This is a genomic window from Peribacillus sp. NPDC096448 (assembly GCF_044762675.1).
GTDB lineage: Bacteria > Bacillota > Bacilli > Bacillales > DSM-1321 > Peribacillus > Peribacillus frigoritolerans_B.
Window position 1 is genome coordinate 377,892 of record NZ_JBIWEU010000003.1, and the last position, 21,276, is coordinate 399,167.

28 protein-coding genes and 1 riboswitch are annotated in these 21,276 nt (G+C 40.4%); of the genes, 7 read left to right on the forward strand and 21 right to left on the reverse strand.

Features of this window, described 5'->3' with window-relative positions:
• Positions 1 to 199: hypothetical protein (locus tag ACIQ0C_RS08035; RefSeq protein ID WP_403058838.1), on the forward strand; the 199-nt coding region annotated here is incomplete at its 5' end.
• 48 nt (positions 200 to 247) lie between these two features.
• On the opposite strand, the gene ACIQ0C_RS08040 is transcribed toward ACIQ0C_RS08035, so the two are convergent.
• The gene (locus tag ACIQ0C_RS08040) at positions 248 to 358 is read right to left on the reverse strand and encodes a YjcZ family sporulation protein (RefSeq protein WP_402838321.1); all 111 of its coding nucleotides are present in this window, start codon (positions 356 to 358) and stop codon (positions 248 to 250) included.
• A gap of 266 nt (positions 359 to 624) precedes the next feature.
• On the opposite strand from ACIQ0C_RS08040, the gene ACIQ0C_RS08045 reads away from it, so the two are divergent.
• The gene (locus ACIQ0C_RS08045) at positions 625 to 1,095 is read left to right on the forward strand and encodes a hypothetical protein (RefSeq protein WP_403058840.1); all 471 of its coding nucleotides are present in this window, start codon (positions 625 to 627) and stop codon (positions 1,093 to 1,095) included.
• 185 nt (positions 1,096 to 1,280) lie between these two features.
• Here ACIQ0C_RS08045 and ACIQ0C_RS08050 read toward each other — a convergent pair whose 3' ends face one another.
• Positions 1,281 to 1,967, reverse strand: coding sequence for an MBL fold metallo-hydrolase (locus ACIQ0C_RS08050; RefSeq protein WP_403058842.1), 687 nt, complete (start codon positions 1,965 to 1,967; stop codon positions 1,281 to 1,283).
• Positions 1,968 to 2,118: 151 nt separating this feature from the next.
• On the opposite strand from ACIQ0C_RS08050, the gene ACIQ0C_RS08055 reads away from it, so the two are divergent.
• Positions 2,119 to 2,514 carry an SMI1/KNR4 family protein gene (locus tag ACIQ0C_RS08055; RefSeq protein ID WP_403059023.1) on the forward strand — a complete coding sequence of 132 codons (396 nt, stop codon included), beginning with the start codon at positions 2,119 to 2,121 and terminating at the stop codon, positions 2,512 to 2,514.
• A 446-nt stretch (positions 2,515 to 2,960) separates the two neighbouring features.
• Here ACIQ0C_RS08055 and ACIQ0C_RS08060 read toward each other — a convergent pair whose 3' ends face one another.
• A complete protein-coding gene (locus tag ACIQ0C_RS08060; protein ID WP_403058844.1) occupies positions 2,961 to 3,281 on the reverse strand; it encodes a MazG nucleotide pyrophosphohydrolase domain-containing protein in 321 nt (106 codons plus the stop codon).
• Positions 3,282 to 3,380: 99 nt separating this feature from the next.
• Here ACIQ0C_RS08060 and ACIQ0C_RS08065 point away from each other — a divergent pair, with 99 nt between their 5' ends.
• Entirely contained in the window at positions 3,381 to 3,962 is a 582-nt protein-coding gene (locus tag ACIQ0C_RS08065; protein ID WP_403058846.1) for an LOG family protein, read from the forward strand.
• A gap of 60 nt (positions 3,963 to 4,022) precedes the next feature.
• On the opposite strand, the gene ACIQ0C_RS08070 is transcribed toward ACIQ0C_RS08065, so the two are convergent.
• From ACIQ0C_RS08070 to ACIQ0C_RS08080, 3 genes are all read right to left on the reverse strand, one after another.
• The gene (locus ACIQ0C_RS08070) at positions 4,023 to 4,445 is read right to left on the reverse strand and encodes an NUDIX hydrolase (RefSeq protein WP_403058848.1); all 423 of its coding nucleotides are present in this window, start codon (positions 4,443 to 4,445) and stop codon (positions 4,023 to 4,025) included.
• A gap of 10 nt (positions 4,446 to 4,455) precedes the next feature.
• Positions 4,456 to 4,881 carry a 3-hydroxyacyl-ACP dehydratase FabZ gene (gene fabZ / locus ACIQ0C_RS08075; protein WP_342602906.1) on the reverse strand — a complete coding sequence of 142 codons (426 nt, stop codon included), beginning with the start codon at positions 4,879 to 4,881 and terminating at the stop codon, positions 4,456 to 4,458.
• Between the two features lie 118 nt (positions 4,882 to 4,999).
• Complete coding sequence (locus ACIQ0C_RS08080) at positions 5,000 to 5,614, reverse strand: undecaprenyl-diphosphatase (protein ID WP_403058850.1); 615 nt, start codon at positions 5,612 to 5,614, stop codon at positions 5,000 to 5,002.
• A 204-nt stretch (positions 5,615 to 5,818) separates the two neighbouring features.
• On the opposite strand from ACIQ0C_RS08080, the gene ACIQ0C_RS08085 reads away from it, so the two are divergent.
• Entirely contained in the window at positions 5,819 to 6,214 is a 396-nt protein-coding gene (locus ACIQ0C_RS08085; RefSeq protein ID WP_403058852.1) for an SRPBCC family protein, read from the forward strand.
• A gap of 137 nt (positions 6,215 to 6,351) precedes the next feature.
• A complete protein-coding gene (locus ACIQ0C_RS08090) occupies positions 6,352 to 6,945 on the forward strand; it encodes a dienelactone hydrolase family protein (RefSeq protein WP_403058854.1) in 594 nt (197 codons plus the stop codon).
• On the opposite strand, the gene ACIQ0C_RS08095 is transcribed toward ACIQ0C_RS08090, so the two are convergent.
• The 9 genes from ACIQ0C_RS08095 to ACIQ0C_RS08135 all read right to left on the reverse strand — a co-directional run bounded on the left by ACIQ0C_RS08095 (position 6,932) and on the right by ACIQ0C_RS08135 (position 13,046).
• Positions 6,932 to 7,132: a Fur-regulated basic protein FbpA gene (locus tag ACIQ0C_RS08095; protein ID WP_403058856.1), complete on the reverse strand. Its 201-nt coding sequence runs from the start codon at positions 7,130 to 7,132 to the stop codon at positions 6,932 to 6,934. The two genes, ACIQ0C_RS08090 and ACIQ0C_RS08095, sit on opposite strands and share 14 nt — an antisense overlap.
• 25 nt (positions 7,133 to 7,157) lie before the next feature.
• Positions 7,158 to 7,364 (reverse strand): Fur-regulated basic protein FbpA, encoded by a 207-nt coding sequence (locus ACIQ0C_RS08100; RefSeq protein WP_403058858.1) that lies wholly within the window; start codon positions 7,362 to 7,364, stop codon positions 7,158 to 7,160.
• Positions 7,365 to 7,572: 208 nt separating this feature from the next.
• Positions 7,573 to 8,775: a M20 family metallopeptidase gene (locus ACIQ0C_RS08105; RefSeq protein ID WP_403058860.1), complete on the reverse strand. Its 1,203-nt coding sequence runs from the start codon at positions 8,773 to 8,775 to the stop codon at positions 7,573 to 7,575.
• 34 nt (positions 8,776 to 8,809) lie between these two features.
• Positions 8,810 to 9,682, reverse strand: a complete 873-nt coding sequence (locus ACIQ0C_RS08110; protein WP_403058862.1) for a MetQ/NlpA family ABC transporter substrate-binding protein — start codon at positions 9,680 to 9,682, stop codon at positions 8,810 to 8,812.
• A 21-nt stretch (positions 9,683 to 9,703) separates the two neighbouring features.
• Positions 9,704 to 10,354 carry a methionine ABC transporter permease gene (locus ACIQ0C_RS08115; RefSeq protein WP_402838496.1) on the reverse strand — a complete coding sequence of 217 codons (651 nt, stop codon included), beginning with the start codon at positions 10,352 to 10,354 and terminating at the stop codon, positions 9,704 to 9,706.
• A 13-nt stretch (positions 10,355 to 10,367) separates the two neighbouring features.
• Positions 10,368 to 11,390 (reverse strand): methionine ABC transporter ATP-binding protein, encoded by a 1,023-nt coding sequence (locus ACIQ0C_RS08120; RefSeq protein ID WP_403058864.1) that lies wholly within the window; start codon positions 11,388 to 11,390, stop codon positions 10,368 to 10,370.
• Positions 11,391 to 11,648: 258 nt separating this feature from the next.
• A riboswitch (SAM riboswitch) is annotated at positions 11,649 to 11,760 on the reverse strand.
• A gap of 142 nt (positions 11,761 to 11,902) precedes the next feature.
• Complete coding sequence (locus ACIQ0C_RS08125; RefSeq protein WP_403059025.1) at positions 11,903 to 12,244, reverse strand: GNAT family N-acetyltransferase; 342 nt, start codon at positions 12,242 to 12,244, stop codon at positions 11,903 to 11,905.
• A gap of 193 nt (positions 12,245 to 12,437) precedes the next feature.
• Positions 12,438 to 12,800: a nuclear transport factor 2 family protein gene (locus ACIQ0C_RS08130; protein WP_403058866.1), complete on the reverse strand. Its 363-nt coding sequence runs from the start codon at positions 12,798 to 12,800 to the stop codon at positions 12,438 to 12,440.
• 78 nt (positions 12,801 to 12,878) lie between these two features.
• On the reverse strand, positions 12,879 to 13,046 hold the full coding sequence (locus ACIQ0C_RS08135) for a hypothetical protein (RefSeq protein ID WP_403058868.1): 168 nt from the start codon (positions 13,044 to 13,046) through the stop codon (positions 12,879 to 12,881).
• A gap of 195 nt (positions 13,047 to 13,241) precedes the next feature.
• On the opposite strand from ACIQ0C_RS08135, the gene tnpB reads away from it, so the two are divergent.
• A complete protein-coding gene (gene tnpB / locus ACIQ0C_RS08140; protein WP_403058870.1) occupies positions 13,242 to 14,444 on the forward strand; it encodes an IS200/IS605 family element RNA-guided endonuclease TnpB in 1,203 nt (400 codons plus the stop codon).
• Between the two features lie 215 nt (positions 14,445 to 14,659).
• Here the strand turns inward: tnpB and ACIQ0C_RS08145 are convergent, their stop codons facing one another.
• The 6 genes from ACIQ0C_RS08145 to ACIQ0C_RS08170 all read right to left on the reverse strand — a co-directional run bounded on the left by ACIQ0C_RS08145 (position 14,660) and on the right by ACIQ0C_RS08170 (position 21,158).
• Positions 14,660 to 15,970: an amidohydrolase family protein gene (locus tag ACIQ0C_RS08145; protein WP_403058872.1), complete on the reverse strand. Its 1,311-nt coding sequence runs from the start codon at positions 15,968 to 15,970 to the stop codon at positions 14,660 to 14,662.
• 180 nt (positions 15,971 to 16,150) lie between these two features.
• A complete protein-coding gene (locus ACIQ0C_RS08150) occupies positions 16,151 to 17,128 on the reverse strand; it encodes a zinc-dependent alcohol dehydrogenase family protein (protein ID WP_403058874.1) in 978 nt (325 codons plus the stop codon).
• 157 nt (positions 17,129 to 17,285) lie between these two features.
• The gene (locus ACIQ0C_RS08155; RefSeq protein ID WP_402838360.1) at positions 17,286 to 18,074 is read right to left on the reverse strand and encodes an ABC transporter ATP-binding protein; all 789 of its coding nucleotides are present in this window, start codon (positions 18,072 to 18,074) and stop codon (positions 17,286 to 17,288) included.
• Between the two features lie 15 nt (positions 18,075 to 18,089).
• Complete coding sequence (locus tag ACIQ0C_RS08160; protein WP_403058877.1) at positions 18,090 to 19,103, reverse strand: FecCD family ABC transporter permease; 1,014 nt, start codon at positions 19,101 to 19,103, stop codon at positions 18,090 to 18,092.
• Complete coding sequence (locus ACIQ0C_RS08165) at positions 19,100 to 20,104, reverse strand: FecCD family ABC transporter permease (protein ID WP_403058879.1); 1,005 nt, start codon at positions 20,102 to 20,104, stop codon at positions 19,100 to 19,102. Before ACIQ0C_RS08165 ends, ACIQ0C_RS08160 begins: the two co-directional genes overlap by 4 nt.
• 85 nt (positions 20,105 to 20,189) lie before the next feature.
• Positions 20,190 to 21,158: an ABC transporter substrate-binding protein gene (locus tag ACIQ0C_RS08170; RefSeq protein WP_403058881.1), complete on the reverse strand. Its 969-nt coding sequence runs from the start codon at positions 21,156 to 21,158 to the stop codon at positions 20,190 to 20,192.
• Positions 21,159 to 21,276 lie beyond the last annotated feature (118 nt).

Below are 21,276 nucleotides of genomic sequence, written 5' to 3' on the forward strand. Positions count from 1 at the left end.
TAAAGTAATCCTTAATGGATGGAAGAAATTTGCGACACTCCTGCCGAATAACTGGCTAGCCGAGACCCCACAGCCGCTTGCGGTGAGGAGGCTTGGCAGACAGTCGGCGGAAAGGGAGCGGATTTCTGAAATCAACTCCGAACGTTTTTTAATAATGGCAGACAGGCTCAATTATCTACTGTTGAAGCCCGACCAATAAAGGTCGGGCTATTTTATGCTTTTTTAGCAGAAGTCGCTCATTCCCGCCTTAAAAACAACTACATCCAACAATGATTAAGAGTATAAACAAAACGACTATTAAGGCGAAACCTCCACCAAAACCAAACCCGCGGTCAAAACCCTGTTCACAACCTGACATATATAAACATCTCCTTATTTTTAATGAGGAATAAATGGGCTATATCATCTTATGCTCCAATCAGGAAAATGACAGCAACAGTCTCCATCTCCAATTTGGTAAAGTTACATTTTTAATTTGACATTCACGAATCAGTTATCCATGTTTAACCTCTGCAATATTATTTGAACTGGACAACATTAATAAACATAAGATGGAAAATACAATTTCATTCATTTCGATCCTAAATGATAACTATAAAATGTACTGAAAGAGGAGATGTTTTTTTGTATCCGAATGATTATTATTATCGAGTAAATAACTGGGAACCTATTTTATATATGTTGCACCAAAGTTTATATGCTGAAGAAATGGTATGTGCTATGAGCAGTGAGCTTTTCCATATACCAGAAACCAAAGATTTAAAAGGAAATCGCGAGATGCATAACCATCTAATCCCCGCATCATATCACCGTGTAACCGCAGTAGGGTCAGCCCAAAGGCTAAAAAATGGTGAGCAACAGCAAACCATTGTAGAAACAATGACAGCTTGTATAGTGAATGCTGAAACCCAAGATAAAAAAGTACGTGAAGGATTAAAGATAATGGAGGAAAATGCAAGCCCTAATTATATTGCCTTCATTAAAGTGATTATCAAATGGCAAGAACAAGCAGAATCCTACTTAAATCAAGCAAAAGAAGCTTTACGATCTATGGGGGTTTCATTTCCTGTTGTAAGTGAACAGCAGAATTATTAAGATATTATGATTCTACAAAAATTCATTCCAAAGGTTATATTCCCCCACCTTCGCTTGACCGAACTGTAAGAAGTTCGGTTTTTTCTGTATAAGCGAAGCTCTCACCACCTTCACTACTTTTAAAACTTCAAACACATAAGAAAAAGCTGCCTTTAAAGACAGCTCCAATCATAAGCAAAACTCCATTATAAAGTGAATGTCCCACCATGATAACAATAATAATTTTCAGCTTTTAGATCTTTAATCTTTCTTAAAGACTGTTCTGCTTTCTCGACATTTAAACAAAAGTGTGGATTAGCAATCACCAATTCATGATTCTCTTTAACAGCTGCGTCACCTGCTATTACACTTTTTAAACTTGGAAAATATAATGAAATATGACCTGAAGTATGCCCTGGCGTTGCTACTACTCTACATTCGTTATCCAAAATCCAATCACCATCATGTACCTTTTCATCAATTGAAACATGCTTCAAATTCTTTAATTGTTGTATAAACCATTTACCGAATTCAATTTCTTGAATCGGCATATTTTCCAGCATTTCTTCGGCTTGAACCAATCTCTCTGACTTCATTTCACCACTAATATATTTTGACTCCACTTCACTGGCGATCATGTTAATCAAAGGATACTTTTCCTTGAAATCATATAAGGAACCTATATGATCAATATCATAATGGGTAATGATTATATTCTTTAAATTCTTCATGTCATAACCATTTTTAAAAATTTCATTTTCAATGAAAGGTAAAAATTCAGGATACCCTGTATCGACCAAGGTTAGTTGATTCTTTGAAATAATCAAGCTAGGATTAATGTGATTTTTTTGTCCATTAAATTCAAATTCAATTGGCAGTTCTATTATCCTCATTTTCCTCCTCCACACCTCCCGTTTATTCTATATATTCTTCAACTATTTATTTTAACCTGCCCCTTTAATTGCAAGGTTGCCGAAAACAACCTAGTTATTGAATTAACGCACCTTAATTGAAGAAAGAAGCTATAATTAAAATATTCAATGTATCGAAAGGAAGGTAAGGATGTTGGTAAATCAAGATTTAGAGAAGATTCTTAAAAGATTTGAAGCACTCGAAACTAATGAGATTGAAAAATCATTTAAGGGTGAAAAAGAGGAAAAGATGTCCGTTTTTTTTCATCTGTTTTCCAAAGAGGAATTTGAAGAAGGACAACTAGGATATAGAGAAGATGAGGAAGGCAACTCCTTTGTAGGCAATGACGAAGGAGATTGGAAAGAAAGTTGGTTTGTTATTGGTTACGATGAAGATTTAGGTGACCCAATATTTGTCGATATACATAATAAAAATTATCCTGTTCTGATTGCTGAACATGGTATGGGCGAATGGGAACCATCTGTATTATATGATTCCTTGGAAGAATTCTTAAAGGATATTAAATAAAGAGGGGGATGCCCCCTTTATCGCCTAAAAAAAGAGTTGTTTTAACTAAAACAATTAATCCATTAAGAAACCCAGTATGGAAACAACGAAAAGAAATGATGAGACAACAGCCACCCCAAAAAGCCTCCTTTTCTCTCTTTTTGGGGTTCCTCTAATCCCGTTATTAACAAAATTGCCGCCAGAAAAAACATAGAATACGGCATCAACTAAAAATTTCCGGTAATTAGCTGATAGGCTGATAAGGCAACTACAATTATTACCAAGATGATTTTAACTATTTTCAAGAATATATTTCTCCTTAAATACAATTTATCATACCCTTTAACACTTTTTCGTTTGTGTGGAAATTGGAAATTCCTTCATTCAATAATCCTTTTTCATTGCAAATCTTGCTATCGGCTATGCGATCATGCTCACTTCTTGTTCACCTATTAAACGAGAAGAACTTATGCATGATCATAGCGTTCAGATAGCTTCTTTTTATGGGCATTGAACACTTCTTCCAAGGGGATTTTGTACTTGTTCGCAATCACAATCAAGTTTCCTAACACATCTCCCAACTCTTCGGTTAGCTCCTGTATGTTCTCTTCAAACGAACCGATAACTTCATCAGGTCTATCCCTGCCAATCTCAAGGGAGCGAATGGCTCGTGCAACCTCGCCGGTTTCTTCTGCCAAAAAGCCAATGCGAATGAAAATGTCCAATTCTGACCACCCGCGTGCTTCATAATAATCTTTTACCCATTGTTGAAATTCAGTAACGTCCATATTCATCCACCTTTCATTAGATCATTCAAGTTTAACAAATCCCCTTGAATTTTGTATGATAAGAAAGGAAGATTACTGAAAAATGGGAGATGTGATATTTTGAAAAGTCTAGCTGTATTTTGTGGATCAAGCAAAGGTGCATCTGCTGTCTATGCAGAAGAGGCTAAAAAACTGGGTGCGGAATTGGCAAGGCGTAATATTACCCTTGTTTACGGAGGCTCCAGTGTAGGGATCATGGGTGCAGTTGCAGATTCCGTTTTGGAAGCAGGAGGAAATGTAATTGGAGTGATGCCAGATTTTCTAGAAAAAAAGGAAATAGCACATAAGAATTTAACCGAACTGATCGTCGTGGAATCCATGCATGAAAGAAAAGCAAAAATGGCTGAGCTTGCAGATGGGTTCATGGCCTTGCCAGGCGGGCCTGGAACATTGGAAGAATTCTTTGAGATTTTCACTTGGGCTCAGCTTGGTCTTCATCAAAAACCTTGCGGACTCTTAAATATCAATCACTATTATGATCCTTTGGTCGCTTTATTCAACCATATGTCCGACGAACAGTTCCTGCATGAAAAATTCCGTTCCATGGCGCTGGTAGATGTTGAACCAAATGGACTTCTTGATCAATTCATTACATATGAACCGCCAACCGTAAAAACTTTCATTACCGAAAAACAAACCTGATCATTAAAAAACAACCGGCCAAGATCATAATGACCTTGGCCGGTTTTGATAAACTGCAGGTTAGGTAAATATCTGGTTTAAATAATCTCCATGCCCTTTGATAAGTTGCACTTCATGTTCGGATGAAATCCAGAAGAAATGGAATGTCAGCCCCTCTTCATCTCCTCCACCAGTCGGCTGATGTTCCCATTCATCAGGAACATTCGATACACTTATTCGATAAAAATATCTATTATGTATGGCACCATCAGCGTTCTCCCAAAAATCTACTGCCATTAATTTCTCCACATGAAAATTTTCCAGACCTGTTTCTTCTTTCATTTCCCTAAGCACTGCTTGGTAAGCATCTTCTTGAGGCTTCACTGTTCCCTTGGGTATCTGTATACCGGCTTCCCTAATGGGATGTCGAAAAACCAATACCTGTGTTTCTCCATTATTGATTCTTGTCACATACCCGTAAGCTTTTTTTATCGGTATCACCATCATTCCCCCGTTAATCACCAAAAGCAAAAATGAGCTCTGTCTCGCATACAGTTTCCCCCTCGACAGTAGCCCTTCCTTTTCCTTTACCGATAGGACCTTTCAAGCGAGTAATCTCTACTTCTAAACGTAATTGGTCCCCTGGTCTTACTTGCCTTTTAAAACGACATCCATCAATCCCAGCCAAAAGCCCGATCCGCCCTTTATTTTCTTCTTTTGTAAGCATGACAACAGCACTTACCTGTGCTAATGCCTCCACGATCAATACACCTGGCATCACTGGGTAATTGGGAAAGTGACCAGTAAAAAACTCTTCATTTGCCGTTACATTTTTAATGGCCACCGCCCTCTTTCCTTCTTCCAATTCCAAAACTCTATCAACTAAAAGAAATGGATAGCGATGCCTGATAATGTCTTTGATTTCTTGAATATCAATCAATATAAGTCCCCCCATTGCTATGGATTGCTTTCACTTTATTTTACCATCAATATCACCATATGGTTATTTTTGTATTTTAAAAAAAGGCTGCCTGAGCAACCCTGTTTTTTGATTCCGCTTACAAATCCTTTGACTTTTTTTCCATCGATTTAGTTAACGGGGATAGAACCATTTGTTCATACCTCTCATATCCCCCTAATAATTTATGAAACAAGCTTATTTTAGGAACAACAAGGTAAACCGCCAATCCTGAAATGGTGCTCAGTATAGCTCCTGCCAGCACATCCGCTGGAAAGTGCACACCTACCCAAATACGGGAAATGCCAACAAGGAATGCCAGCATGATCCATAACAACCACCATCCTCTTTTGAAAAGCCAAAAAGATACACAAAACGAGAAAAACAAGATGGTATGGTCGCTTGGAAATGAATTATCCACTGCTTTCTCAATTAACTTATTAACATTGGTCAATTCGGCAAATGGCTGATTATTCGAATGCAATCTCCCTGCCATTTTTCCCATCATTTCAGCTATTACAAACGTAATCATCCCACAAACAACCATCATCCTGCTCTGTTCATTTCGAGTGAACCATATTACGATGACTGCCAAAGCTAATAAAAATACCATGTACTCGGCAATGAAAATGGCAGAAGGGTTTAAATAATCGTACTGTTTCCCTAAGTCATTGATCATTCTGAATACATTGATATTCAACTCAAAAAAGTCCATTTCATATCCAACCTTCCTCTTTTTCTTACATATTATAGAGAAAGGAAATAAATCTCCATCGTTCTTCCTAACAATTCAATCCATTATCTTACATTTTCGTCACATGCATGTTGGTTCTATGCGGTTTCGCTAGACTTATAAAATCTTCTTGTATATTCCCTAAACTTTCTATATAATCCATAGAAAAATACGGAGGTTAGTCAAATGAATAATGATAGGAACTCTGTTCTAATTCATGAAAACCAGGAAAATGTTTGGAATGCGATTACGAATGATGAAATCATTTCTAAATGGTATGCCCCGGGTTCAAAATGGAATATTCCTAAACTCAAGGTTGGAGAGAAGGCCATCTTCGTATTAATGCCTAGTGCACATAACAATCTTAAAGAGAATGAAAGCATCCCAATGAGCTTTACAATCCAAGAAATAATCCCTTACGAAAGGTTTTCTTATTCCTCGGATTCGGATAAACTCGTTTTCACTTTTGAAATATTCCCAGAATCTGAAGGCACTGGAGTATCCATTAACATGGACGGATATGAACTTAGTTTGGCTAACTTAAAAGCATTTTTAGAAGGAAAAGAACTTCCCTATACCTAATGATCCATTGGAAAGAGACTCTAGTTCATTCACATGTTTATAAATAAATCGATGCTATACCCTTTTGGATATAGAGTCTTTAGAAACTAAAGACGTCTGTATTTATAATGGAAGAAATTCGTATAAGGAGGTAAAAAATGTTGAACATACAGAAAAAGTCCGATACTGTCATCATTGTCATTCACGAAATATATGGTCTGAACCAACATATGCAGGGTTATTGTGAGTTATTATCAAAACAGGGTTTTGATGTGATCTGTCCGGATTTGTTAGAACGTGAAGTGCCATATGATTATTCCCAAGAGGATGCTGCTTATCGACATTTTATGGAGAACGTAGGTTTCACGGGTGCTTTATATAAGATAAAGGATATATTATCGGATATAAAAGATGAATACCAAAAGATTTTCATCCTTGGATTCAGTGCAGGGGCAACTGTAGCTTGGCTGTGCAGTGAGGAAGAATGTGTCGATGGAATAGTTGGTTACTACGGTTCGCGTATTAGGAATTATGCAGAATTGGCGCCACGATGCCCTGCACTGCTATTTTTCCCGCTAGAAGAGCCATCATTTAATGTCGACGAGTTAATTTCAGCTTTAGAAAGAAAGAATGTCGAAGTTCATAAATTCATGGGAGTACACGGATTCAGTGACCCTTACAATTCAAAATATCATGTAGAATCTGCACAAGCAGCCGTTAGCAAAATGATGGAATTTTTTATGATGAATTAAGTTTTGTATTGACCCAATGTATCGAACCCGCATCACTATGGGGGTGACAGTCATTTTGAACCTTTTTATATTCTGTTTCCAATTCTTTTAAAGTTAACTTCATAAGCTGTTCCACAGTTTTATTTACAGTATGGATCATAAGCTTATAGATTAATTCCTTCCGCCTTTCTTCCATGCCCTTCCTCATTTTGCCCTCTCCTTTTATTCTGACATTATATGAAATGTATCCTTAGACAGGGGGAATGATCGTCGGATTCCTTCTCCTCGATTTTACTTATTTTAATATATTCATTCTCCAAATCGGTTAAGGTTAATTCAAATAGATGGATGTCATTCTTTTTATATACTCCCTTGTTAATCAACTTGTTGATCAGGTAGTTTCTTTTTTTCTCAATGGCTTTACGTAATAATATCCCCATGATAAATCCTCCTTTTTTAATATGTATTGAAAGATAATCTTTCGACTTGCCCATTCACAAAAAAACCGGAGACACCTCTTTACATGAAAGAAAAGTCTCCGGTTTTCCGGTCAGTTAACCTATAATTCATATCTTATTACTTGGTATTGTTGTTTTTATAATACTAACTCTATGCTCCGTAGTCAACTGTTTTTTTCCTGCATCTTATTTATTTTTGCTTCGCTTCATGAAATGCCGCTTTCACTTGATCCAACAGGTCTTTATCCGAAATCAATTTATAACCTGTAAGTGCCAGAGCTTTTGCTCCGGTCAGGATGGCCTTGTCTCCAGCAGGGGATTTGGCACAGTCGCGGAATTCATTCGTATGGGCAATCAACTCATCATGTCCAATTTTTATATAAGGATGTGCTGTCGGCACTACATGGCTTACATTACCTGCATCCGTCGAGCCAAAGCCACTCTCTTTTCGAGGAGCCACCGCTTCCCCTAATTGAGCTAGTTCTTCTTTTAGCAGTTCATCCAGAACTGGATTAATGACAAAATCGAGCACTTCATTTTGGAAACGTTCAACCTTAACCGTGCTTCCTGTGGCAAGTGCTGCCCCATCAGCAACAGCACGTATTTTATTGGATACTTCTTGGCAAAGTTTCCATGTTGTTGCTCTAATGTAAAATCTGGCGGAAGCATATTCAGGAATGATGTTAGGCGCTTCCCCGCCATTGGTGATTATTCCGTGAATTTTGACCTCGGTCGGGAGCTGTTGACGCAAAGCATTAATGCCATTGAACAGCTGAATCACCCCGTCAAGTGCATTCACGCCTTCTTCAGGTGCAGCTGCTGCATGTGCTGACTTCCCGTAAAAATGAAAATCAAGGGGGTCGACAGCCAAAAACGGACTTGTTACACCCGTTTTGCCGGCAGGATGGATAAGGATGGCCGCATCCACCCCATCAAATAGACCGTGCTTCACAAAGCTGCCTTTTGCACTTCCATTCGGCCCGCCCTCTTCAGCCGGTGTTCCGAAAACGATCACCTCTCCGCCGGTTTCCTCCAGCACTTGAGCCAGGGAAATGCCTGCTGCAACACTCGTTGTGCCAATGATATTATGGCCGCAAGCATGGCCTAAACCCGGCAATGCATCATACTCTGCTAAAAAGGCAATTGTGGGTCCTTTCTTTGAAGAGGTTTTTTTGGCGATGAATCCTGTTTCATGCCCGGCTATATTGCGGGTCACTTCAAATCCTTCATTTCGAAGTATTCCGGTTAATGTATCCGAAGCGAAGAACTCTTGATTCCCAATTTCAGGTTTGGCATGAATGGCTTGACTCGTTTTGATATATAATTCGGAATGAAGGTCGATATGATCTTCAATGATCTGCTTATGCTGCTTCAGCACCAATTCGCTCGCCATACTCTTAATCTCCCCTTTTTCTTGAATACATCCATTACTTTTCATTAGCTGGTTTTGTCCAAGCATCCTGGTAATTCACTAATTCATCTACAGAAACATAGGCAGGAATGGTGTTGCCTTTAAACGTTTTTTCAATGAACGTTTCCACTTCTTTCGATTGATAAAGCTCCACTAATTTTTGCAGCTCAGGACGATCTGCATTACCCTTTTTAACTGCAATGATATTAATATATGGTTTCGCCGTTTTACTTTCATGGAATAATGAATCTTTCAAAGTAAGGCCTGCTTCGACGGCAAAGTTATTATTGATGGCTGAAGCATCGGCATCATCCAATAGACGGGGTGTATTGCCGGCAGCAACAGGTTGGATTTTCAAGTTTTTCGGATTTTCCTTAATGATTTCCAATGATCCCGATCCATTGAATTCCTCTTTCAATGTAATCAATCCAGCTTCCTGAAGGAGGAGCAGTGCACGGCCAAAGTTTGTTGCTTCATTCGGAACGGCTACCGTAGCACCATCCGGAAGATCTTTGAGACTTTTATGTTTTTTTGAATAAAGGCCCATAGGTGCAATGACAGTCGACCCGATGGCCTCCAATTTTAGATTTTGATCTTGAACGAATTCATCGAAATAGGCGACCGTCTGGAATGAATTGGCATCAATTTCACCTTCGCTTAACGCAAGGTTCGGTTGGATATAATCATTGAAAGTGACCAGTTCGATATTAAGCCCTTCCTCTTTCGCTAAGTCGACAATGTATTCCCATGTTCTCGTATCCCCGCTGCTGACACCGACTTTCACGGTTTTCACATCATCCGAACTCCCTGATGCACCCTCATTGTTCCCGCATGCTGCAGCCACGGTGGCCAATGCCAATACCATGATCGTTAATAAGATTTTTTTCATTTTTCCTACCTCCTGTTATTTTTATCTTCTTCTGATTTTTCTTGAAACAAAGTTCCCGGTGGATTGCAGTAATTGAACGATGATCACGAGCGCCGCCACTGTGACGATCATCGTCATCGTATCGAACCTTTGATAACCGTAAGCCAAAGCTAAATCCCCGACCCCGCCTGCACCGACGGCACCTGCCATCGCCGTAGATCCAACAAGCCCGATTGTCGCTGTTGTAAATGTAAGGATCAACGAGCTAAGTCCCTCGGGAATCAAAAAACGATAAATGATTTGCCATGTTGTCGCCCCCATCGCCTGAGCCGCCTCGATAATCCCTTTGTCCACTTCCAACAGCGAGTTTTCCACTAGCCGGGCAATATAAGGAGCCGCGTAAAAGATAAGCGGAACAATGGCCGCATTCGTTCCGATCGCACTGCCGACAATCATTCTTGTAAGCGGAATAACTGCTACAAGCAAGATGATGAAAGGAACCGACCGCAGTATATTGATGATCGGGTTCAATATATTAAAGATCCATTTATTCTCCAGGATGTGACCCTTTCTTGTAATGACAAGCAGGATACCGAGCGGAAGCCCAATCAATCCGGAAAATACCAATGAGATGGCTACCATATAAAGTGTGTCACCGAAAGCTGTCAACAGCTGGTCTGCCGTTATTTCCATTCCCCAAAGCGTATTACCCATTTATCTGCACCTCCTGGACGAGAATCCCCTCATTTTTAATATATTGATAAGCCTTGTCCACCTCATTTTTGTTCCCGGTCACTTCGATGATCAAATTCCCGAAAGGCGTTTCCTGAATTTCAGAAATATTGGCTGATAAGACACTTAAATGAACATCATATTTCTTAGAGATGGTTGAAAGTAAAGGAGTACCCGAAGTAGTCCCAATAAAATTAATTTTCCAAATAATCGGGATGTGAGACCCTATGCTTTTTAAGAAACTTTGTGGAATCTCATCATGTATGACCGTTCTCACGAAGTTTTTTGCAATATCCGTTTGCGGCTTGGCGAAAACTTCGAAAACCGAACCTTGTTCAACGACACATCCGCCCTCCATGACCGCTACCTTATTGCAAATTTCCCGAATTACAGACATCTCATGAGTGATTAGCAGGATGGTGATATTGTATTCTTTATTAATTTTCTTTAAGAGCTGCAGAACGGCACTCGTTGTTTGTGGATCCAATGCCGACGTAGCTTCATCACACAATAAGATCGATGGATTCGTAGCCAATGCCCTTGCAATGCCGATACGCTGCTTTTGACCGCCGGATAATTGTTCAGGATAACTATTTGCTTTGCTCGATAAGCCAACGAACTCCAACAGCTCGCCTACCCGGTTTTTGATTTCCTTAGCCGGAGTTCCCGATAAAACCAGCGGCATGGCAATATTATCAAAAACAGTCTTTGAGTTAAGCAAGTTGAAATGCTGAAAGATCATCCCGATTTTTTTCTTTTCAGCCCGTAATTCCTTCGGGCTTAATTTGGTCAAATCCTTGCCCCCAACAATCACCGAACCATCTGAAGGTTGTTCAAGCAAATTGACCAGCCTGATCAACGTACTCTTCCCGGCCCCGCTATAACCGACTACCCCGAATATATCCCCCTTTTCCACTGTCAAATTAATGCCCTTCAAAGCCTCGACAGTCTGTTTCTTTGTTTGATAAACCTTTTTAACATCTTGAAACTCAATCATCCAATCTCCCCCCATGCTGTTTATTTGTACGAATTCATTATCCAGAGAGAAGAGCTTTGCAACGTTTCATAATGATAGGTTAAATTCCGCCAAACTCACGAGTAATTGCGCGAAACTCATGAGTAACTGCACCAATTCTCCAATAACCATATACATTTTGAATAAACAAAAGAGGCCTCTTCCGTCGTCAGACAGAAGAGGCCTCTTTAGACATAAAAAAAGAGTAAACTCTTAAATTAATTATCTAAGAAAAGCTCCTTCTTATCTTTCAAACTTTCGTCCGTTGGAATTAGCACAGTATTTTTACAAAAGTAAAAACCCGCTGCCGAGGTATCATAGGGCCAAGTCCCTCCACATCTCTTGATAAGAATTAACGTTATATTTAATTATGTCCTTCACTATATATTCTAATTTCTCTAAAGTCAACCATATTTTTCATCGCTATAAATAGTTTCACAGTATAGTGAATCGATACTTTTTAATTATATTAATATAATTTATTTTTTCTATTTTTATAGTGATTTGCTCATTCTCCATACGGGATATATTTCATTTTCTTCCCTTATCTTCATCATGCCTGAATTCGTATATAAAGAAACCGCCCTTTGGTTATCCGGAGAAACCCTTAAATGATATTCGGATACATTAAATTGCCTGAAAAAGCTTTCTGCGTAGCGAACCAATTCCTTGCCAAGGCCTTTACTGCGGTATTCGGGAATAAGATAAAAGAGATTCACATAGCCAATCTCAGTTCCTTCATACTCCCGAATTTGAAGTTCCATTTGTCCAATCGGTTCTTGATCCTTTTCAATGATCACCTGTCCATCCGGAAATTTGCGGACCCGTTCTTCCATTCGTTGCAAATATGTATTTTCATCTCCAAAACCAGCTTCAGATCCAAAACTTACAACATAGGAATCTGTTCCGGAATTTAACGATAATATCTTTATCTTTGTCCGTATCCATGGTACGAAAGATCAACTTCATCCCCCTCTATCATTTTAGTGAAATAGTTTCCAAGCAGTCAAAACTCATTAAATAAAAGGCTTAAAGGGACCCTTTTGTTTTTGTGCCTTGATGAAAAAACATTTGCCATCTTCCATCCGTACATTTCCAAATTGAACTTCTTAAGGTATGTTCCAACTTATCTTCATCAAAAATTCGATATGTAGTTAACACGGTATCATCAGACAATGGATGCAACTCAAATTGACTTAGTGTCATGTTCACAGCTCCGGCTCCCTCTTGCCCCATAAAATCGCTTTTAGACCATATGTTACCCGAACTGCCGAACTCAAAGAAATCATCTTTCAATAATGATGAAAGCTCTTCTGGAGATGTACGAACTTCAGACTTTAACAATTTCTCCTCCAGCTGATACAAATGCTCTTTTAACAATGAACTGTCCATCCATCTTGTCCTCCTTTTTCGACCATTTCCCCCGAAGCAAGGAAATTGGAAAATCGTGAATAATTAATACGTAGATTTTCAGTAATTCGTGAACCATGCGGTTAAAGGTTTTTTATCCAGCTGCTTGCTGATTAGCAGCTGGATAATAGTTGCGATCAGCGGCATTTTTTCGTTTTTAACCGTTTTTGCCGTCCCCATTTTCTTATTAATATTTTTAGCTGGCTGACTTTGTTTACATATTTCCAAGATACTGGATTCACAACGGATTTTCTAGGTGTTAAGAACAATTTATCATTTCCCGCCAGAAGACTCCCTCTTCAAGCGTGTGAAGGGCGAGAGACCAACGGTAAGGGGGTGATGAATGGCGGTTGGCCTAAGCCAAAGTATTCTTTGACAAACGTACGTTCCTTGGTTGATACTACCTATAAGGGGGTGAAACCAATGGTAAACAAAGCTTATAAATTCCGAATCTACCCAACGAAAGAACAACTAGTTCTCATCAATAAAACGATCGGCTGCTCCCGTTTTGTCTATAACTTCTTTTTAGGCAAACAAAAGGAGAAAGATGCCTACTGGTATATCTGTGAAGAAATGAAGCAGAACGGCCAATTACCCTCTAATGAATGGAAAGATTCTTTTCTGAATAAATACGCAACAATCAAAGAACTTCCAGCTTTAAAGAAAGAGTGTTCTTTCCTGAAAGAAGTAGACAGTATAGCCTTACAGAAATCGGTGGAAAATCTAGCAGATTCCTATAGTCGATATTATAAAAAGCAAAACAAGTCACCACGCTTCAAATCGAAAAAGAATCCGGTCCAGTCCTACACGACTAAACATACGAATGGAAATATAGAAATGATTGGAAATAGGATCAAATTGCCCAAACTCGGTTTCGTTCGTTTTGCTAAAAGCCGCGAAGTCGAGGGGCGAATCATCAATGCCACAATCAGGCGGAACCCTTCGGGGAGGTATTTCATTTCCGTTTTAGCCAAAACCGATGTACAAATACTTCCTAAAACGAATCGTTCGTGCGGTGTAGATCTTGGTTTGAAGAACCTTGCGATTCTCTCAGATGGTACGGTCTATCAAAACCCAAAATTCTTCCGGACGGTCGAAAAAAAATTGGCCAAAGCACAACGGATTCTTTCAAGGCGACAAGAAATAGCCTTGAATCAAAACAAACCATTGGCTGAAGCCAAAAACTATCAAAAACAAAAACGAAAAGTGGCCATCCTACACGAAAAAATTTCAAATGCCCGAATGGATTACTTACATAAAGTCTCAACCGAAATCATCAAAAACCACGATGTTATTGGAATGGAAGACTTGCAAGTGTCCAATATGATGAAAGATCACAAACTAGCTAAAGCGATTAGTGAAGTATCTTGGTACCAATTCAAAACAATGTTGGAATACAAAGCAAAATGGTATGGTAAACAAATCGTGACCGTATCTAAAACGTTTGCTTCTAGCCAATTGTGTTCTAGCTGCGGGTACCAAAATAAAGACGTTAAACATCTGAATCTTCTTGAATGGGATTGTCCTTCTTGTTCTACTCACCACGATCGAGATATTAACGCAGGACTCAATCTAATGAACGAAGCCATAAGGCTTCTAACCGTAGGAACTACGGGGATAGCCTAATTAAAAATTGGCCGATAGGCTAATGTTCTTAGGAATCCTCCACTTCAATCAGACTGTAAGGTCGATAAGTGGCGGGTTGTTCAATCCATAATACTAGCGGCAATTCCTTTTTGGTTGCCATTCGATACATCAAAATAATTACTCCCAAACCCATAAAAAAGAAGCTGCAAATGGCAGCTCCTTCTTCTGTGCATCCGTTTGTTTCCCCATCAGCGTTATCTTGATAGGGTACCTTGCAGACGATTGGTTTCGGCGATTACTTTTTCTTCATCGATCGTTAAGCAGCCGCCGTCTTTCACGACCATTTTGCCATCAATGTATACATCGCATACGTCATTTCCGCGTGCTGCATAAAGCAGGTGCGAATAGGCTTCACTCAGTGGCTGGAGGTGTTCTTTGTCATATGGGTAAATGGTGATGAAATCTGCTTTTTTACCAGCTTCCAGTGATCCTGTATGACCCATGCCTATCGCTTCCGCGCCCATTCTTGTGGCCATGGCGAGTGCTGTTTGGGCAGGGAATTTAGTGGCATCCTTATACATTCCTTTTTGCAGTAATGCAGCTGTCCTCATTTCTTCGAACATATCGAAGTTGTTATTGGAGGCGACGCCGTCTGTTGCCACTCCCACTTTAATGCCTGCATCAAGAAGGCTGACGACATCTGCTATTCCCGATCCGAGCTTCAGGTTACTGATTGGATTATGGGCAACGCGAACATCATGCTGTTTTAGGATCGCCCGTTCTTCATCATTAAGGACTACACCATGTGCCATCACGGTAGGCTGATCGAACAGGCCTAGACGGCGAAGGTGCTCGACAGGACGGGATCCGTAACGTTTTTCGATGTCGAGGATTTCAAAGTCCGTTTCCGATACGTGGATGTGCACCATCAAATCATTCTCTTTTGCAATCCGTGCACTTTCCATGATCGCTTCAGGTGTGCAGGCATATGGGCTATGTGGTGCGACCATGGTAGTCAGGCGGCCATCGGCAAACGTTTTATAGTTTTTTGAAAACTGCTCAGCCCCCATGAGGTTCGCTTTTTGGTCTTTTTCGGTACCCAAGCTGAAGATCGTGTAGGAAAAGGCTCCGCGCATTCCTGTTTCGCCTATCGTCTCCATGACAGCACCCGCATCTATTCCATTAGGATTGAACATATCCGAAAATGTCGTGGTTCCTGATTTCATCATTTCCATAATGCCAAGCTGTGAACTCACAGATGCGATTTCCGTTGTAAACTGGCTTTCAATCGGCCATATTTTCGTTTCAAGCCATGGCTTCAGCAGCATATCGTCCCCGATACCGCGTAAAAGGGTCATTACAATATGCGAATGGGCATTCACAAGGCCTGGCATGATCCATTTCCCGCCAAGGTTGACCACATGATCTGCATCTGCCAATTGTTGTTCATCATGCTGGCCGATGTAGGATATCGTATGATCTTGTACAATCATCATGCCGTTTTCAAAGATTTGGTTTTCCTTGTCCATAGTAAAAAATGTAGCATTCACATATATTGTTTTCATAAGTATTTCCTCCAAAGTCGTATCAGTATCAACATGTCCTATTCCGCATTCTAAACTAGCACCTTACAGGTAATCAAGTAATTCCATATTATCAGGGGCCATTTCCATTTACCTTAGGAACCTATTGGAAGAGCTTCAAGATTAATGCCTCCTTCAATTAAGTGGTTACCCTTTGCAAAATCAGCTGCTTAAAAAAATCTTCACTTTATTGTTCGTGACATTAATCGCTTCTTTAACATCTTGAAGGCTGTAGGAGGAATCCGGCATCCTGAACTTCAACTTTTCATCAGCAATGAACCCCATCAAAAGGTTAAACGTTTCATGCCAAGTTTGAACGGAAGCTTGCTGATTCCAATGCCGCAGATGAAACATTTTAACATCCACTTTTGTCCTTTGTGAAATTTCCGCCCAATTCACAGACTGTCCTGATAAAAGGCCAATCGTTAATAAGATGCCATAAGGCCGTACGCAAAAAGCTAGTTCTGAACCATCGATGCCGCCCACTGAATCTATGGCCGCTTTCGCTCCGCGCCCATTCGTCAGTTCCATCACTGTATCATGCAATGGTGATCGGGACGTATCGATTACATATGACGCACCAAGTTTAAGCAGTTCTTCCGTATACTTATCGTTCCTCGTTACAGCAATCAGCTTAAACCCAAGAATCTTCGATAACTGGGCGAGTATACGGCCAATGGAAGATCCGCAAGCATTTACGAGTAATACATCATCCGGTTTCAATGCTAATACATCTGTACAGATTAGCCATGCGGTTATCGGGTTTATATATAATTGTGCTGCTATATGGTCTTCAATCGAATCAGGAATGGCGATGGCCAGCTCCGCTGATGTTTTAACATAATCCTGCCAGGTCCCTTCACCGCGCAAAGGCAGAACACGCTTGCCTATCAGCTCCTTCGAAACCGCTGGACCCACCTCTTCTACAATGCCGACCCCTTCATAACCAGGTATGGAAGGCAAGGGGATTCGGTGGGAATAGGCACCGCGAATGGGCAGCAAGTCAGACGGATTAATGGGACGTGTGGTCATCCGAACGAGGACTTCCCCCTCGAAAGGTCTTTGAATACATTTATTTTCAACTCTTAAAACCTTTTGCGGATTCCCAAACTCATAGAATTTAATACATTTGGCTTCCATATAAGTCTCCTTTAATATATAAGTCTTTCCATTTTATCATTTAAACTCTTGATCTAAAATATCTTGGCAACCCCTATCCAACATTCCTTCGTAAATAAGCAAAAAAGCCAACAATGAATATGTTGACTTAATTAATTCGGTACGACCGGCTGTGTTTCTAATCCTGTGATAAACCAATTGGAATGCATAGAGGCGTTTGATCAACGGGATTTTCAATAATACAGCATTCCAGTCTGAAGACGTCCTTGATCATCTCTTTTGTGAATACCGTTTCAGGCGGTCCCTCTTTATAGATTTTTCCCTTCTTGATGCTAATCAGGTGATCGGCATACTGTGCCGCTTGATTCAAATCATGCAGAACCATGACAATCGTGCGTCCATAAGTTACGTTTAAATCACGCAGTAATTCCAATATTTCAATTTGGTGCGCTAAATCCAGATAGGTTGTCGGTTCATCTAACAGTAAAAGGTCTGTTTCTTGTACCAAGGCCATCGAAATCCATGCTCTTTGCCTTTGTCCTCCAGATAATGCATCCAATGTCCGATCGGCGAACTCCGTCATTTTTGTTGCTGATAAGGCACGGTCGACAATCCTATGATCTTCTGGGGTTTGTCTGGAAAATAAGCCTTTGTGCGGATGCCTGCCATAATAGCATAGTTCTTTAACGGTTAAATCTTCAGGAGCTTCCGGAGCTTGGGGCAAGATGGCCAATTTCTTTGCCACTTCTTTGGAAGATTGCTGATGAATGGCCTTTCCATCTAAATAGATCGTGCCTTGCTGTGGCATTAATAATCTAGCCAGGGACCGCAGAATGGTAGATTTGCCACAACCATTGGAACCAATGATTATACTGATCTTACCTTCAGGAATTTCCAAATCGATATTATCAATGATTTGTGTTGCCCCATAAGAGAGCGAAAGATGCTCTGCTGATAATGTTGTCATGATATTCAGCCTTCCTTATGTTATTTTTCTTTCACGGCGCAATAGATATAAAAAATATGGTACACCAATCACCGCAGTGATAATTCCGGCGGGTATTTCTATTGGAGGGAATAATCCTCTTCCCAGGCTATCGGCAACGAGTAGAAAGATAGAACCAAAAAGAGCTGAAGCAGGAAGGAAAACCTTGAATTTTGACCCTACCACTCTCCGGGCAATATGGGGGGCGATTAAACCAATGAACCCGATGGAACCAACCGCAGCTACACAGACCCCGATCAATATGACAGAAACGCTTAATAATATATAACGCAGTAATTTTGACCTTTCACCGAGACCTGTAGCTATATCGTCTCCGAGGCTCAGTACATCCATTTTAGAAGTTAACGCAAACAATACCGGTACAAGCACAAGACATGGAAGCAAAAACAATACTTGATCCCAGCCTCTTCCCCATAGACTGCCAGTCAACCACAGCAGTGTCGTGTTTACATCATCCGGGAACTTGACCATGAAATACTCTATGCCAGCTTGACATATGGCCCCTAAGGCGATTCCGACCAAAGCTATCGTATTTGGTTGAGCTCCTTTTTTATAAACAAATATCATCAAAATGGCCGCCATGACCGCTGCTCCGATAAAAGCTGAAAGAGGCAGTATGATAATGGGCGATTGCGGAAATAAAACAATGACGATAACAGCTGCCAATCCGGCCCCTTTTGTTACCCCTATCACATCTGGAGAAGCCAGCGGATTGCGAAGGACTCCTTGCAGAATGGCTCCAGCCGCAGCCAAACCAGCCCCCACTATCACGGCAATTAGAATGCGTGGTATGCGATAGTTATGCAGAATGAATGTCTGGCTTTGCATGCCATTTCCAAGGAAATTTTGAAGAATTTCTAAAGGTGATATATATATGGCCCCTAAGCCCAGGCTCACCATTGATAAAATCAGCACGATAAACGTCAGCACCAGGATAATGGAATAAGGGTGCAAAGTTGATTTCAACCCAAATGTCCGTTTTAGTTTCATTGCTTAATATTCCTCCCTCTCTTCGCTAAATAAAGGAAGAATGGCGCACCGATTATAGCGGTTACGATGCCTACCGGCGACTCAAAAGGATAAGCGATGAACCGTGCGAGAATATCTGCGTAAACTAAGAGTAAAGCGCCGAATAATGCAGAAAAAGGGATGATTCTTCGATAATCCCCTCCCACCATTCTCCTGACGATATGAGGAATGATCAATCCCACAAATCCCACTGGGCCTGCGACGGCAACCGAAGATCCTGCCAAAATGATCACCAATATTCCTGCTAAAATACGGATCCGGTACACCCGCTGCCCAAGTCCCTGCGCCATATTTTCTCCTAAGACAAGGATGGAAACAGATCGAGAGAACAAGGCAGCAATTAATAGCCCGAAAAGAGACCAAGGAAGGATCATGTTTACATGCGCCCATGTTTTCCCATTAATTGAACCGACTAACCAGTAGAGTACATCTTTCGCTTGTTCATTAAAGATGATCATGCCTTGCGTTAAAGAAGATAAAAAAAAGTGAACAGCCATTCCAGCCAATGCCAGCTTCACTTGGGTCATTCCTCCGCCCGAAGCAAAAGAATAGACTGCCATCCCCCCCACTGCTGCACCAATGAATGCAACGCAAACTAGAGACACGGAAGAAAGGTTAGGAAAGAAAACAAAAGCTGACACAATAAAAAATGAGGCACCGGCATTGACACCGAACACTTGTGGAGAAGCTAATGAATTCCGGGTGATGGCCTGCATGAGAGCACCTGCTACCGCTAAATTAGCACCGACCAACGCTCCAACTATAGCTCGGGGCAATCGAAGAGTCAGTATAATTGTCTGTTCCTTGGAAGAGTCGGCCTCAAAAAAGGACTTCAAAACCATTGATGCATCAATATCGGCCGCTCCCACAGAAATACTCGTCAGGATGCCTAAGATTAACAAAACGATTCCAGCTATAGCAGTACATAACACTTTCAGTTTACTTCTAACTACAGTTTCCATTGTCTATACAACACACTTCCTAACAAAATTTAAACCTAATGGAAAGCGAAGTAAGAATGGGATCTCTTACTTCGCTTTTGTTCCTCTATTCTTCACCAAGCATTTTTAAAGTGTCTTTAGCAATGGCCTCTGCTGATACAACACCGCGGTATCTCGTCCATAAATCTCGATCAACACTATACACTTGTCCGTTTTTTACTGCCTTCAAGTCTTTCCAAAGAGGATTGTCTTTCCACTCATCAGTTAGTAACTTACCCTCATTGTTCGCTAAAAGCAGCACATCCGGATCGATCTCGACAAGCTGCTCAAGATTCATCTCGGCATGTGGCAGTTCCTGCTGAATGGCATTTTTCAATCCCATGCGCTCAAGCAATTCTCCATCATAAGAAGATGAAGTATGGGCTTGGAATGAAGTATCTCGTACAACTGCAGGTAAAACCGTCATATTTGAATCAACAGTAAGCTTTGATTTAAGTTCCTTAATCGTTTTTTCATGCTCGCTCAATCTTTTTTCTGCAGCATCTTCCTGATTGACTGCCTTTGCAATCGTTTTAAAAGAATCCAGATTTTCTTGATATGTAGATTCCCGACTTTTTAAAACAATGGTAGGAGCAATCTGCTGTAAATCTTTATAAATCCCTTTATGCCGCTCAGCATCTGCAATGATTAAATCCGGCTGTAAAGAACTGATAACCTCTAAATTCGGCTGCTCACGTGTTCCTACAGAAGTATAATCCATTTCTTGACCTACAAGTTTTGTAATCATCTCTTTTTTGTTGTCATCTGAAATCCCGGTAGGTTTTATCCCTAGGGCATTTAAAGAATCAACGAAAGATAACTCAAGCGTAACTATTTTTTTCGGAGTATCTTTAATTTCCGTTTCTCCCATTTCATGCTTAATCGTCCTTATTTCTTGATTACTTGTTTCAGCAGATGTCTTCTCTGCTTCTGTTGTTTTTTGAGAATTACTACATCCTGATAACATCACCATAATCGCAAATAACAGGATGAATGCTCCTCCCCCAAACGTTCTTCCTTTTCTAGATTTTTTCATTTTTTGCACCCTTCCCGATCTATACCTTCTTAACGAGGTAATCATAATTGAAAATGATTATCATTATCCTGCTGTTATGATAAAGTCATAGATTGATACGGTCAATATTAATGAAATT